The 13,055-nt window shown below is 41.4% G+C and carries 12 protein-coding genes; 9 read left to right on the top strand and 3 right to left on the bottom strand.

The window, feature by feature from the left end; genetic code table 11:
* Window positions 1-177: 177 nt before the first annotated feature.
* On the bottom strand, window positions 178-3,021 hold the full coding sequence (locus MHN30_RS12215) for a TonB-dependent receptor (protein ID WP_130165684.1): 2,844 nt from the start codon (window positions 3,019-3,021) through the stop codon (window positions 178-180).
* A gap of 280 nt (window positions 3,022-3,301) precedes the next feature.
* Between MHN30_RS12215 and MHN30_RS12210 the strand changes: the two genes are divergently transcribed.
* Window positions 3,302-4,012 (top strand): LytTR family DNA-binding domain-containing protein, encoded by a 711-nt coding sequence (locus tag MHN30_RS12210; RefSeq protein ID WP_239359792.1) that lies wholly within the window; start codon window positions 3,302-3,304, stop codon window positions 4,010-4,012.
* Window positions 4,013-4,025: 13 nt separating this feature from the next.
* On the opposite strand, the gene nhaR is transcribed toward MHN30_RS12210, so the two are convergent.
* Window positions 4,026-4,916: a transcriptional activator NhaR gene (nhaR, locus tag MHN30_RS12205; protein WP_039496207.1), complete on the bottom strand. Its 891-nt coding sequence runs from the start codon at window positions 4,914-4,916 to the stop codon at window positions 4,026-4,028.
* A 184-nt stretch (window positions 4,917-5,100) separates the two neighbouring features.
* Here nhaR and MHN30_RS12200 point away from each other — a divergent pair, with 184 nt between their 5' ends.
* Both MHN30_RS12200 and MHN30_RS12195 read left to right on the top strand, forming a co-directional pair.
* Window positions 5,101-5,397 (top strand): hypothetical protein, encoded by a 297-nt coding sequence (locus MHN30_RS12200; RefSeq protein ID WP_239359790.1) that lies wholly within the window; start codon window positions 5,101-5,103, stop codon window positions 5,395-5,397.
* 134 nt (window positions 5,398-5,531) lie between these two features.
* Window positions 5,532-5,957: a hypothetical protein gene (locus MHN30_RS12195; RefSeq protein ID WP_222244469.1), complete on the top strand. Its 426-nt coding sequence runs from the start codon at window positions 5,532-5,534 to the stop codon at window positions 5,955-5,957.
* On the opposite strand, the gene MHN30_RS12190 is transcribed toward MHN30_RS12195, so the two are convergent.
* Window positions 5,949-6,848: a response regulator gene (locus MHN30_RS12190; protein ID WP_130127548.1), complete on the bottom strand. Its 900-nt coding sequence runs from the start codon at window positions 6,846-6,848 to the stop codon at window positions 5,949-5,951. The two genes, MHN30_RS12195 and MHN30_RS12190, sit on opposite strands and share 9 nt — an antisense overlap.
* Before the next feature lie 92 nt (window positions 6,849-6,940).
* Between MHN30_RS12190 and MHN30_RS12185 the strand changes: the two genes are divergently transcribed.
* The 6 genes from MHN30_RS12185 (at window position 6,941) to arfB (ending at window position 13,010) form a co-directional block, all read left to right on the top strand.
* On the top strand, window positions 6,941-7,744 hold the full coding sequence (locus tag MHN30_RS12185) for a chromosome partitioning protein ParA (protein WP_130165689.1): 804 nt from the start codon (window positions 6,941-6,943) through the stop codon (window positions 7,742-7,744).
* Window positions 7,745-7,989: 245 nt separating this feature from the next.
* Window positions 7,990-9,261 (top strand): efflux RND transporter periplasmic adaptor subunit, encoded by a 1,272-nt coding sequence (locus MHN30_RS12180; protein WP_130165690.1) that lies wholly within the window; start codon window positions 7,990-7,992, stop codon window positions 9,259-9,261.
* A 12-nt stretch (window positions 9,262-9,273) separates the two neighbouring features.
* Window positions 9,274-9,963, top strand: a complete 690-nt coding sequence (locus tag MHN30_RS12175) for an ABC transporter ATP-binding protein (RefSeq protein ID WP_045988992.1) — start codon at window positions 9,274-9,276, stop codon at window positions 9,961-9,963.
* Window positions 9,964-9,972: 9 nt separating this feature from the next.
* Window positions 9,973-11,304 carry an ABC transporter permease gene (locus MHN30_RS12170; RefSeq protein WP_045988991.1) on the top strand — a complete coding sequence of 444 codons (1,332 nt, stop codon included), beginning with the start codon at window positions 9,973-9,975 and terminating at the stop codon, window positions 11,302-11,304.
* A 10-nt stretch (window positions 11,305-11,314) separates the two neighbouring features.
* Window positions 11,315-12,523 carry an FtsX-like permease family protein gene (locus MHN30_RS12165; RefSeq protein ID WP_045988990.1) on the top strand — a complete coding sequence of 403 codons (1,209 nt, stop codon included), beginning with the start codon at window positions 11,315-11,317 and terminating at the stop codon, window positions 12,521-12,523.
* A gap of 73 nt (window positions 12,524-12,596) precedes the next feature.
* Window positions 12,597-13,010 (top strand): alternative ribosome rescue aminoacyl-tRNA hydrolase ArfB, encoded by a 414-nt coding sequence (arfB, locus tag MHN30_RS12160; RefSeq protein WP_130165692.1) that lies wholly within the window; start codon window positions 12,597-12,599, stop codon window positions 13,008-13,010.
* Window positions 13,011-13,055 lie beyond the last annotated feature (45 nt).

The raw sequence follows: 13,055 nt of genomic DNA, 5'->3' as shown, positions 1-13,055 counted from the left end.
TTTAGCCAAACTCGACTTAGTTGCGAGTAAAGTGTTGTTATTTTGAAGTTTTGCTGGTTTCTATCAATTTTTCAGTAAACGCGATGGAAAATTTAGTAACTCACTGTAGATAAAGGACTTAATACAGCAACAACAGAAAAGGGAGCCGAAGCTCCCTAGTCTTTCAGTATCAACTGATTAGAACGTGTACACAGCACTCACGAAGTAACGTGGGCCAATTACGTCATACAACTCTGGGAATGTATTTGCTTGTTGTTGAGCATCACCTAATGGCGTTGGCTCAGTGTCTAACACATTTTTAATACCAAATGTTGCTTGTACATTATCTGTGAAGTGGTAGCTTGCACTAAGGTCAAGATACCATTCTGCTTTAGAAATTGGAGCGATTTCGTTAGTGCCTGAGTCGTCATCAACTTCGCTCATGTAGCGGGCTAGAGCTGTGATGCTTAAGTCGCCTGAAGTCCAAGTAAAGCGGTTATTACTTTGGAACTCAGGACGTGGCGTACCACAGGTATTACCGAATTTACCTTCACAGTAATTTGTTTCAGTGAAACCAACACTTGGCGTTCTAAAGAACTCATCTAGGATGGTATTCTTAGAGTTAATGTTCAGGGTTGAACCATTCTCACCAATTCCAAAATCAAGCTCTGTGGTCCAGTTGAAGTTAACGTCATAACCTTTTGTGCCTAGCGACGCGATGTTCGCGTTAAGCGCTGTAACAAGGTCAACGTTACCGTCAGGACGACGAGTAATTGCTTGACAGAACTCTGAGTTAGGATCTTTAAGTTGGTTGTAACAAATATCTAGAATATTGTTTACGCCACCACCTAGTACATCGATAGCATCATCAATTGTGATATCAAAGTAATCGATTGTAATGTCAAAGTTTTCGGTCGGTGTAATAACAAGACCTAGAGTAACCGTTTCTGATGTTTCTTCTTTCAGGTCAGGGTTACCACCGAAGCTACCTTCGATTTGCGCGTTTGCTTGTTCAAATACACCTACTTGAGAAGACGCAACACCGTGAGCCTCACAAAGCGCTCTATCAGTTTTTCCTTCTTCAAAACCGTCTACGCTACATGGATCAGTTGCGCTTGGGAAACCATTTGCAGCGCCCTGGAATAGCTCGGCGATGTTAGGCGCACGTACAGATTCTTGATAACCAGCTCGGAACGAAACGTATTCGTTTACTTTCCAGTTTAACGTGGTTGCAAATGAAGAAGCATTACCAATGTTTGAGTAATCAGAAAGACGTCCCGCAAACCATAGTGTAATGTCTTCAGCAAATGCCGCATCAGTTACTAATGGAATATCAATCTCTGTGAAGATTTCATCAACACTATAGCTACCAACTGTTGGTTCACCAGCGTTAAAGCCCAAAACATCACCAGATGCTAAGAATTCATCAGGGCGGAAGCTTGAGTCATCAAAACGGCTTTCGTAACCAATTACGAAACCTATAGGCATGTCAGCAGATGGTACGGTAAATGGTAACTCACCAGCAAAATCGATGTGGAAGATTTCTTGTTTGATGTTTGTTACGTTAGATGCACCAACATTGATAAAATCAATCGCAGCCTGTGAAATATTACCTTCACCGAATATGTTCAATGGTGCACATCCACCAGATGTGTCTTGACATGCGCTACCGTCATCAGTAACTAAAATAGCTTGTCTGAAACGCGTTTCAGAAACGTCATTATTAAGTAGATTAGAGCGGTCTAGTTCAGAGCGGCTGTAGTAAGCATTGTATGCCCAGTCACCGATAAAGCCATCTACACCGACCAATAAACGCATCGCATTACGTGTATCAATCGCTTGGCGTGGACCGTTTTCAACCATACGACGACCGATTGTAGCGAATGTAAAGTTACCATCGGCGTCAAGTTGACTAACCATGTTGCCAGTTGGTTCACCTTCAGCATCAAGTTCAGGTACTAATGCTTTCATTGCAGCTTGAACATCTGCACCGAAGAATGGACTGTCAGGGTTAACTACCAAGCCATTAACGAATGCAGGAGTTGGAGCTAGCTGTTGCGGAACTTCGTTGCGGATGAAAGATAATTCGCTATATAAGCGAGTTTCATCATTGATGTAATAGTGTGCAAAAGAGTTAAGTGTTAGACGCTCTTGCGGTAGTTGCAGGTAGTTATCAGGGGCATAGTTGAACGCGTCTGATGATGTATATGGTAGGCCTTCACCGTTAGGACCAAAACGGCCTAAAGTTGTACCGTTAGGAAGCGTTGGACCTGCGAATACACGAGTGCCAGGGATACCTGACGAACCACCAGGTACTAAACCTGTATCGCCTTCAGTGAGTGTTACGCTAGTAAAGTCTCTGTCGCCTTGGAAGATTGATTCACGTTTGGCGTAACCGATATAAACAGTAGCGTTACCTTTACCGTCGGCAAAGTTTCCACCCAAGGTAAGGTCAGTGTTGAACTTTTCCCCATCGCCTTCTTCGGTGATGTCGTATAACGCAGAAATTTCAGCGCCTTCGAAGTCGTCTTTCAAACGAAAGTTTACAACACCTGCTAGGGCATCAGAACCGTATACCGCACCTGCACCACCGGTAATGATGTCTACACCTTCAATAAGAGACGCTGGAATAGTGTTTAAGTCGACAACACCTGTTTGTGTCGCTGGTACCCAGCGGCGACCATTAACAAGAACAAGAGTGCGCTCGTTGCCAAGACCACGTAAGTCTACTCGAGCGGTACCGTCACCAGGGTTATTTGAGCTTGGGCCGAAAGAAGGAACTGTTAGCGGCAGTTCGGCAAGCTTTTGCTCAACGTTTAAGTTTCCCGACATGGCAAACTCAGAACCGTCTAGTTCGATAACCGGTGTTTTCGCAGTTAATGCGACACGCTGAATACGAGAGCCTGTAATAGAAATTCTTTCGACTTCTTCATTAGCACCATCAGCTGTTTCCTCGGCTGATGCTTGGATACTTAGACTTCCACCGATTAGGCACGCGGAAGTGATAAGCATACTTAACTTAGAACGCTTGAATTGTTTCATGATATCCCCTGATAGGTTTGTTTTAGATACCCTCGGTAAGTTTAATAACTCATCACAAAGGCTTATTAGTATCACGACGAAGTTATGACGGAAGCTTGGAATATGCCAGTTGAGATACGTAAGGCGATGGGAATCAGTGACGACAGGCGAGAAAAAAAAGATCAAATTTAATTTGCAGATTACATAGTAACAATCTATAACAATAATATGTTAACTATTGTGAAATAAGATACAAAGTATTAGTATCCTTGTTAACCTATTGATGTGTTTAAGGTGATGAATGAAAAGAGTGACGATCTCTATTCCTAGCTATTTATCTGAGCTTGGCGTCGAAATAAGTACAAAGTTAAAAGAAGTCGCAGTTTGTTCCCAGTTTGTTTATTATCAAAATATTGTTGATGTTTTGGAAACTATTGGAGTGGGTGAAATCGACTGTTTGTTAATTGATATTTCACATGATACTGACCTGAGACAGCAAGAATTAATCACCAGAAATTTTGACTCTGTGCCAACTATTAAAATAACGACAGATGTTAAATTAAATGCTTCTACAACAATGAATGTTGATGGTAAAGATACAGAAGGTGCTCTGATCACCAATATTCTTCAGCTGGCATTCTCGCACTCTAAAGAAGCTTCATTAGAATATGTCCCTAATCAAAGATTGATTGTAAAAGACTCGGGGCACATTCATGTGATAAAAGTGGAAGACTTAGCTTGGGTTGGTGGTGCGGGAAACTATGTCGAGCTTCATATGATCAATCGGCAGCGCTCAATCTTGCATAGGGACACGATGTCATCAATGGAAAAAAGTCTTAAAACCTTTGGCTTTTCTAGGATCCATAAGTCTTCACTCGTTAATTTGAATGCTATCAGTGAACTTAAGACAAGAGATAATGGAGATTACGACGTTATTCTAGAAAACGGAGATTCACTCCACCTATCAAGACGTTATAAACAAAACTTATCTTCTCTTTTACAGCCAACATAAACTGACTGTAGCGTCAGCTTACTCCCTTGGCAAAATTTACGAACTCGCTGAAGATAGAGTCTTTAATTAATCTATCGGGTGTGAAAGCGTAATAGTTTTGATACGTACTTTCTATAGTGCCAATGAGGCAGACATCATAGTGCCGTTGCAATTCTGATTTTATCGAAAGTGGGGCAGGAAAAATGCCAAACCCCTGTTGACCTAATGCCTTCATCAAGGCACTGTCATCCACATGACCTGCGACTTTGATTTCTATATTTTGCTCTTGTAGCCAAAATTGAATCGAGTTCGTTACTGGGCTGTGTTTCGCTGGAAGAATGATTGGTTGCGCTTGTAATGACTTTGGGTAGTTTGCCCTAAGTTCTTCACAACTAGAAATTGAACCATAAAAGCCAATCTGGCTCTTTCCTATTTCGTGACAAAACACTTTAAATGGCAGATTACTATCAAGTGGTTTGTCCGCTAGTACGATATCGAGTTTATGCATCGCCATCTGAGCCAATAATTCAGACTGCTGACCATCAATACAGTGCAAGTTGGCAACTTGCTCATTTTCTATCAAAGGCGCAAGCCATTTTGATACTAAGGATTTTGGAATGGCATCTGAGATACCTACTTTTAATGTGCGATGTATGGCTGTTGCACCATCTTGTGTTGTTTCTAACCATTCTTTGGCAATCGAAAACATATCGTCCGCATACTGCTTGGTCAAAATGCCGAAGTCAGTCAACCTGAGTCCTCTGCCCTCTCTTATAAATAAAGGTTTCCCCAGCCGATCTTCTAAGCTTGATAGCTGCGCGCTGATGGTTTGAGGCGTCAAATGAAGGACTTTACTTGCACCTGCGATACTGCCTTCATTGCTTACTTGCCAAAAATAGTAAAGGTGATTGAAGTTTATGTTCATATTGTTCGTAAAAATCTTTCTTTTAGTTAGATATAATCAGCTTTTATCTTTTATTGAACATTAGTAGATTTGATCTCATGGCGCAAGTAGAAGTTGAGAGAATGTAGCGGATAGCGTAAGCGTTTTTAATTCGAGTCATTCTAAGTTTTCAACAAAGTTATATGTGATGCGATTGTCTGAGGTAATGATGAAATTGAACCTTGTTGGTGTAAATGAGCCGATAGCGGTGTCAAGTAAAGTGGCTTTTGCTAAGACAATAAATGAAGCGTTGTGCGGCTATGCAAACAATATTCGAAAAATAAATGTACGAATTGAAAAACAGGTGGACAAGCAGATTGGCAAGTTTACCTTATGCCAAGTTGAGCTTTTATTACCCGGATTACCAACGTTAAAGGTCAAGGCAAAAGGTAAAACTTTGTTGCAGGCATTAAATCGGGCATTGAGCAACTGCAAGCAAATCTTAAAACAGAATTATTTTTAACTCGGTTAGTTTTCAGTACCGAGTGATTCCATTCCCAAGCACTTGCAGCGGCAAGGAAGCCGCGCAATTTTTCTTAAAGATCCTCGATAAATTACCGATATATAGGTCAAAGGAAATCATATTGGCCTAAGACAATGAACGTGAACTTTTTAATTCACTCACCAGCTCAATCAACCACGAGTCAGATGGAGCAGAAAACCAAGGTTGAAGAAACGACAGAATCTAAACCACTCAGACTATCAGAAAAAGATATGTCTAAGTTATCTGGAGAAGAGGTAAGAGAGGAGCAGGAAGAAGCAGCACTACCACCTCACATTCAAAAAATGGTTGAAAAGCTAGAAGAGCTCAGAGAGAAAATAAAAGAAGAGCAAAAATTACTCGAAGAGCTAAAAGTAAATAACGCTTATTCAGATGAAATGAAAGCGGAGCTAGTTACACAAAAACTTGAATATATTTTGCGTATGCAGAATCAAGTTATTGAATTAACCCAAAATATCCAAAAAGCTTTAAAAGAAGCTGGGATAACTGATCCTGGCATCTTGCTTAAAGCGTTAGCTTAAAAACCCAACCAACAATATTTTACCTTGTGCCATATTTGGACGTTGGCAACATAAATCTATGCGCATGTTTGCGGCGGACTTATACAAGCGTTTTAACTTAGGAAAAGGCTTAGTGACCAACTGTAGGGTTTTTACTCTAAGGCTCCTTCTGGTTATGCCGTCTAGAAATGCATAAGACGTAGAGTTTAGTGCTGAGTGGCAGGCGCTTAACATGTCGTCTGTTATCTGATGTTGATGAATCGCTTCAAACCCAGCTTGATCAGTTAAATTCCCTGTGGATGCGGCAAGCACACAGACCGAATACACATCAAATATTCCGATTGCGCGAACTTTCTGGCTGCTCGGATCTTCGTATGCGACCATAACACACGGAAGGTTATCGGGATTATATTCCATTTGATGCACCTGATAGAGTCTCAACTCTGTATCAATATGTTTGTTCATTAGCTTTTCAAGTTGCCCAACTTGAGGCAAGGGCACGCCTTTATGTAGCGTATGAATTTCTCTCGTTTTGCTGCTTTCTTCTGCGGCTTTGACCAGCGGCATGATTTTGTTATGAAGGTCGTCGTCAGCAAACGGCTTTGACAGTACAAACGCGGCACCATAGTCAAGGGCGAGCTTAATTTGCTCACGATCGTCGACAGTCGTTACCATCGCCATGGTGACATCAAGCTGTTTTTGTTTGATTGCTTTGACGAGAGCGAGTCCTGAAATATCGGGCATATGCCAGTCGGTCAATACAATATCTGGATGCCAAGAACCAATAATCTTTAGTGCTTCTTTTGCACTTTGTGCTTTCTTTATCAACAGCTTACGATATCTAAAACGTACTAAACCGCGACGAATAATCTCAAGTGTTGCGGCACTGTCATCCACGAGCAATATCTTCACACATTACCACTTTATTGAAAAATATAGATTTATTATAGGCACGATTTTTAACCAATACTAAAATGAAAGTAAGAAAATAATGAGTGCATAATATGTTTCTAGGCAAACTACCAGTCGATGTATTTATCTATATGGCGGTGAATATCGGGCTACTGATATTAGTTTTTTGGTTTTATATTTTGCTGTTAATCCTTCGAGAATTTAGATTGTTTGCAAAGACTGCTGGTGGAGCTGGGACATCCAACGCAGAGCAACAATATCTGCTTCAGCACTGTCGCGATGCAATTAACAAGTCAATGAAGTTTGTCGAAGATAACCAACACACCATTCAAGAATTGGCTAACTTACAAGTTCACTTAGAACAGCAACTAGCTGAGGTTAAACGCTCAACACAGGATCATATTTCGCCAGAAGAGCAAACCCGCATGGATGATTTAAACAGTCAGTTGCTTAAATCGCATCGGCTAATAAAAAAACTTCGAGGAGATTTGTCGAAAAGTTTAGAGCGACTTAAGCAAACGAGAAGAAAGCTATATGACCAATATGAGTCTACAGAGGAACTACAAAAAGAAAATGACACATTAAAGCAGCAACTAGAAGCCTCTAAGTCTGTGGGAGGTACATCCGAGCAAGAGCTAGAGCAACTGGTCGCAACCTTTGAAAAAGAGCGCCAAGATATGTCTCAAACTATCAATGAATACAAAAGACAAATTGCTGAACAAAGCCAGGCTCTGCAACAGCTAATGGTTCAAGAACAAGAGGTTGAAGATGGTCCAAAGTTGCAAGCTATTCAAAAAGAGTTGGAGCAAACCCGAGATGCACTTGAGCACTTGTCCAAAGAGAAAAAATTTATAGAAAGCCGATATTTGGAAGTCGTCAAGAATCAAACCAAATAGTTAACAAAGTGTTTTATTTTTCGTGACATTAGTCTTGAGTTTGTGTAAGGTTTAGGCACTCACATTACCTGTTTTGCTTTTTATCTTTTGAGATTTGCTTCACTTGAAAAGTGGCGAGAAAGATACACTTGCTCGGTTCCAAACTCTATCAAGTGACGTTAACGCTAGTTGAGCTAATAGCTGTGAAAAGTACTTGTAAAGTGCATATTTCTCAATAACTAAGGCAGTGGTAAAAGGATTATTTCATGGCCTATATTTCAGATACGAGTGCTCAAGACTCTGAGGTTGAAAGACCTAAAAAAAATAAAATATTGATAGCGGTAGTAAGTATTCTGATATTAATTACTGTTTTATTTTTTGCACCAATTGTTGAGCAATGGGCAAGTGGTCAAACAGCAGTTTCAAGCGATAAAATTCATATTTCAGCAGTTAAACAAGGTGACTTTGTTCGCGATATTTCTGTTCAGGGAAAAGTCGTCGCAGCACGGCGTCCGACAATATATAGCCCTGCTCAAGGGACTGTGACCTATTTGGTCGAATCGGGAGATAGCGTTATTGAAGGTCAAACTCTTGCCGTAATAGATAGTCCGGAGTTAAAGAGCGAGTTTGCACAGCATCAAGCTAAGCTAAATCAGTTAGATACTGAACTTCAGCGACAAATCATTCAAGCTAAAAAACAAGACTTAGCACAGGAAAATTATTTAGGTAAAGCTACCGTTGTATTGAATGCTGCTAAGCGTGAAATGCGTCGCTCTGAAGATGGTTTAAAAACTCAAGTTGTCAGCGATATTGATTATCAAAAAGCCAAAGATGATCTCGAAAATGCGCTTCGAGAATACCGCCTGGCAATTAAAGAAGTTGAATTGCAAAAAGAAAGTCAGAAGTTTGAGATTCGGACCAAAGAGCTTGAACTTGAAGCACAAAAAGTCAAAGTAGCAGAGCTTGAAAGGCAAGTCGATGCGCTTAAAATTGTCTCACCAGTAGGGGGACTCGTTGGTAATTTAGTAGTCGAGCAAAAAAATTCAGTGGCTAAAAATCAGCCACTATTAAGCGTGGTCGATCTCTCCAAATACGAGATAGAGGTGCAAATACCTGAGAGCTATTCAGATGATTTAGCCTTAGGAATGTTAGCCGAGGTGAACCTCAATGGTGATGTTTATAGTGGCGAAATCGTTGCCATTTCGCCTGAAATTGAAAATGGCCGCGTTGCCGGGAAAATCCGATTTAGAGACGACACAATTCAGGGATTAAGGCAAAACCAAAGGTTAACTAGTCGAATTGTACTCGAGCAAAAAGAAAATATCGCCTACCTACCACATGGTCAATATTTAGAAGCGTACAATGGACAGTTTGCTTATGTAGTAAAAGAAGGCACGGCCGTCAAAACGCCAATAAAGATTGGACTGAGAAGTATTGGACAAGTAGAAGTACTATCGGGGCTTAATATCGGCGATCAGGTTATCACCTCTGACGCGCGGATCTTTAAAGATGCTCCCAGTGTGAAAATAATTCAATAAAGGAGCTGCAACATGCTATCCATGCGTCATCTATCAAAAGCTTACTATACAGACACAATAAAAACTCAAGCTTTGCAGCCATTTGACTTGAGAATAGAGCAAGGCGAGTTTGTCTCCGTTATTGGCCCGTCAGGCTCAGGCAAAACGACCTTTCTAAATATCACCGGCTTATTAGAGGATTTCTGCGATGGCAGTTATGAGCTGGATGGTATTAATGTTGAAAAGTTAAGTGATAAAGCCAAGTCAAAGCTGCGTAACGAAAAAGTCGGCTTTATTTTCCAAAGCTTTAACTTAATTCCTGAGCTAAATCTTTACGATAATGTCGACATGCCCTTACGCTATCGCAAATTATCATCAAAAGAGCGTCACGAACGGATCATGGATGCGTTGAATAAAGTGGGTCTTGCATCACGCAAAGCGCATTACCCATCGCAACTGTCTGGAGGTCAGCAGCAACGGGTAGCAATTGCTCGAGCGATTGCTGGTAAACCGTCCTTTCTACTCGCCGATGAGCCAACGGGCAACTTAGATAGTAAAATGGCCGATGGTATTATGGAACTGCTCAAAGATATCAATGCGCAGGGAACAAGCATTGTGATGGTGACTCATGATGCTCAACAAGCGGCAAAAGCTCAGCGTATTATTGAAATCCGTGATGGTATGTTGAGCGAGAGAAAGAACTACGATAAGGCCATTGCTTAAGGATAAGTTATGTTTAGTTATTATCTTAAATTAGCGCTTATCTCATTGCGGAAAACGCCTTTTTTATCATTGTTAATGATTATGACAATCGCGATTGGAATTGGCGCAGCAATGACTACTTATACAGTGAGTTATCTGCTACAAAAAGATCCGATCCCTACAAAAAGTGATCGCTTGTTTAATGTTCGATTGAATAGCTACGGCCCAGATAAGCCGTTCAATATTTCCCAAGGGAAAGAAGTTCCACCTTTTATTCTTACCTATCAAGATGCAATCAATCTACAAAAAGCAAAACAGGGCGTTAATCAAACACCTCTTGGTAGTTTCAAAATGATGACTCGCACCACAGAGCAGTCAATCACTGAAGCAAAAATGACCCCAATTAGAAGTGCATACCGAGACATGTTCACCATGTTTGAGGTGCCGTTTAAGTTTGGTGGTGCATGGGATGAGATTGCCGATCAGGATGGGCTGCAAGTTGCGGTGATCAGTAGCGAGCTGAATGATAAGTTATTTGATGGAGAAAACTCCGTCGGTAAGTCATTGCTCTTAGGAGATTTACAGTACCGAGTGGTTGGTGTTACCGACGATTGGTATCCTATCCCCAAGTTTTTTGATTACAGAACTCGTGCTTTCAACAAACCTAGAGACGTTATTGTCCCATTCCAAGCGCAAATTAATAATAAGTTGTGGACAGGCTCCGACGTGTCTTATCAATGCTGGAAAGAACCCGCTGATGACTCATTTTCGGCAATTTTAGCATCTGAATGCGTATGGGTCTCCTACTGGGTTGAATTAAACTCCGCGTCAGAGCGTGATAATTACATGGACTTTTTGGTTAATTACTCGATGGAACAAAGAGAGTATGGTCGCTTTTTACGAGAGCCTTTACATCAATTATTTAATGTGAAGGAGCAATTAATTGAAAGAAAAATTATCAAAGATGATGGCAATGTAGCTGTGTGGCTTGCATTCGCATTTCTTGCGGTTTGTCTGCTTAACTGTATGGCAATGATGGTCGCAAAGTTTCATGGTAAAGCTGGTGAAGTTGGGCTTCGTAGAGCGGTTGGAGCTTCTAAACAAGATATTATCACTCAGTTTACTGTTGAGACCTGTATTATTGGGCTCTTGGGAGGGATACTTGGGCTATTACTTGCGCAAATTGGTTTGAGTATCACTGCGCAATTATACAGCCATCTTTATGCTGAGATGCTTGAGATGACCGCAGGTATAGTCATCATGACGATTGTATTGGCTGTGGCGAGTGCTGTGACTTTTGGTTTGCTACCGACTTTACATGCGGCAAAAGTACAACCATCTAGTCAGCTAAAAAGCCTGTAGGAGCGTGACCATGAGAGATTTATTGCCAATTTTAAAAACCTTAAACAAAAATAAGACTTCTCCGCTACTACTCGTTTTGCAAATTGCGCTTACATTTACCATTTTGGTTAATGCCATTTATATGATGATACTTAAAGAGCAAGAATTGGTGCAACCGACAGGGTTAGCCGAGAGCCAGTTGTTCAGCTTTAGAACTCATTTTGAAGGCAGCGATGAAGAAAAAAATGCAGCTCTTGATACCGACCTTGCCGATATCCGTGCACTAGCCAGTGTTGAGAGTGTAAGTACGATCACGAGTATGCCGCTTACTAACTGGGGCCGTTCACTAGATGTTGGTTTAACCCCTGAGGAAGATGAAAGGATAACTCACGCAGGCTACTATGGTTCGGATGACACCATTGTAGATACGCTTGGACTGCGAGTGGTTGCGGGTAGAAACTTACAACATAATGATGTAGTACACACGTATTTTGATGGCCATACGGAATCAGCCAGCGTGTTAGTTTCGCAGGACTTGGCACATAAAATTCGTCCTAACGATTGGCGCAGTGTGATTGGAGAAACTATTTATGTTGAATCGGTACCGCAAAAGGTTGTGGGTATCGTTGAAACTATGAAGTCACCTTGGCGGTTTTGGTACGCTTACGATATGACCGTAATAAGTTCGGTTAGAGAACATTATGAAGAAAGCATCATAGTAGTAAAAGCAAAGTCTGGTCAAAGAGAAATTGCAATGGATGAAGTTCAAGCCTTAATGCTTAAAAAGCCTGGCCGTCAACTTGATGCCTTTAAATCCTTCGAGCAAATAAAAACGGAAAATTTACAAGCAGATTATGCGGTGAGCCAAACGCTAAAAGCGGTGATCGCAGCTCTGGCGTGTGTAACTATGCTGGGGATCTTTGGTCAGGCAAGATACACCGTTTATAAACGTCGTAAGCAAATCGGTACTCGTCGTGCTCTTGGGGCAACTCAGGCCGACATTCTACGTTACTTTATGATTGAAAATGCGGTGGTGTCTTTACTTGGCATTGCTCTGGGCATAATCATCGCAATCACTGCGAATATTTATTTGGTTAATTACTTTGGGCTTACCAGTGTACCCAGTGATTATTTGATTGCAGGTGCGGTAGTAATGTTGCTCGCAGGTCAGTTGGCGGTTACTTACCCTGCTGTGGCTGCTGCAAGAGTGCCACCAGCTATCGCAACTCGAACAGCATAGCTACACGCTAACCACTGCTATTTCAAGCCTTCCGTTACTTTGCTAAAATGGCGAACGGAGGCTTGAAATTACTATGCTTAAAATCTCAAATAATGTCACTCTAGCAGAGTGGGAAATCGATATTTCCGCTATTCGCGCCCAAGGTGCGGGTGGGCAAAACGTTAATAAAGTCTCAAGTGCCATTCATCTTAGGTTTGATATCAACCGCTCAACACTGCCTGACTTTTACAAAGCGCGCCTGCTTGCACTTAAAGACTCTAGAGTGACCAAAGAGGGTGTCATTGTGCTTAAAGCTCAGAGCTTTCGCACCCAAGAGCAAAATAAGGAAGATGCCTTGGAGCGGCTAAAAACACTGATCTTAGAAGCCACCAAAGTTGAAAAGACACGCAGAGCAACCAAGCCAACAAAAAGCTCGCAAAAGAAACGCCTAAATCAAAAGAGCAAACGTGGCCAAACCAAATCACTGAGGGGCTCGGTGAACTGGTAAGTGCTTAGTTGTTAGTAATGTAGTTTCTTAATTTTCCCGCCAATG

Source organism: Pseudoalteromonas sp. OF7H-1, from assembly GCF_022347825.1.
Lineage (GTDB): Bacteria > Pseudomonadota > Gammaproteobacteria > Enterobacterales > Alteromonadaceae > Pseudoalteromonas > Pseudoalteromonas maricaloris.
Note: the sequence above shows the minus strand (reverse complement) of the source record. Positions and strands in the feature narration are given on the sequence as shown.

Coding starts and splice junctions, on each gene's coding strand:
- MHN30_RS12180 (WP_130165690.1), top strand. CDS start 7,990: ATGGCCTATATTTCAGATACGAGTGCTCAAGACTCTGAGGTTGAAAGA.
- MHN30_RS12195 (WP_222244469.1), top strand. CDS start 5,532: ATGAACGTGAACTTTTTAATTCACTCACCAGCTCAATCAACCACGAGT.
- MHN30_RS12165 (WP_045988990.1), top strand. CDS start 11,315: ATGAGAGATTTATTGCCAATTTTAAAAACCTTAAACAAAAATAAGACT.
- MHN30_RS12175 (WP_045988992.1), top strand. CDS start 9,274: ATGCTATCCATGCGTCATCTATCAAAAGCTTACTATACAGACACAATA.
- arfB (WP_130165692.1), top strand. CDS start 12,597: ATGCTTAAAATCTCAAATAATGTCACTCTAGCAGAGTGGGAAATCGAT.
- MHN30_RS12215 (WP_130165684.1), bottom strand. CDS start 3,021: ATGAAACAATTCAAGCGTTCTAAGTTAAGTATGCTTATCACTTCCGCG.
- MHN30_RS12185 (WP_130165689.1), top strand. CDS start 6,941: ATGTTTCTAGGCAAACTACCAGTCGATGTATTTATCTATATGGCGGTG.
- MHN30_RS12170 (WP_045988991.1), top strand. CDS start 9,973: ATGTTTAGTTATTATCTTAAATTAGCGCTTATCTCATTGCGGAAAACG.
- MHN30_RS12210 (WP_239359792.1), top strand. CDS start 3,302: ATGAAAAGAGTGACGATCTCTATTCCTAGCTATTTATCTGAGCTTGGC.
- MHN30_RS12200 (WP_239359790.1), top strand. CDS start 5,101: ATGATGAAATTGAACCTTGTTGGTGTAAATGAGCCGATAGCGGTGTCA.
- nhaR (WP_039496207.1), bottom strand. CDS start 4,916: ATGAACATAAACTTCAATCACCTTTACTATTTTTGGCAAGTAAGCAAT.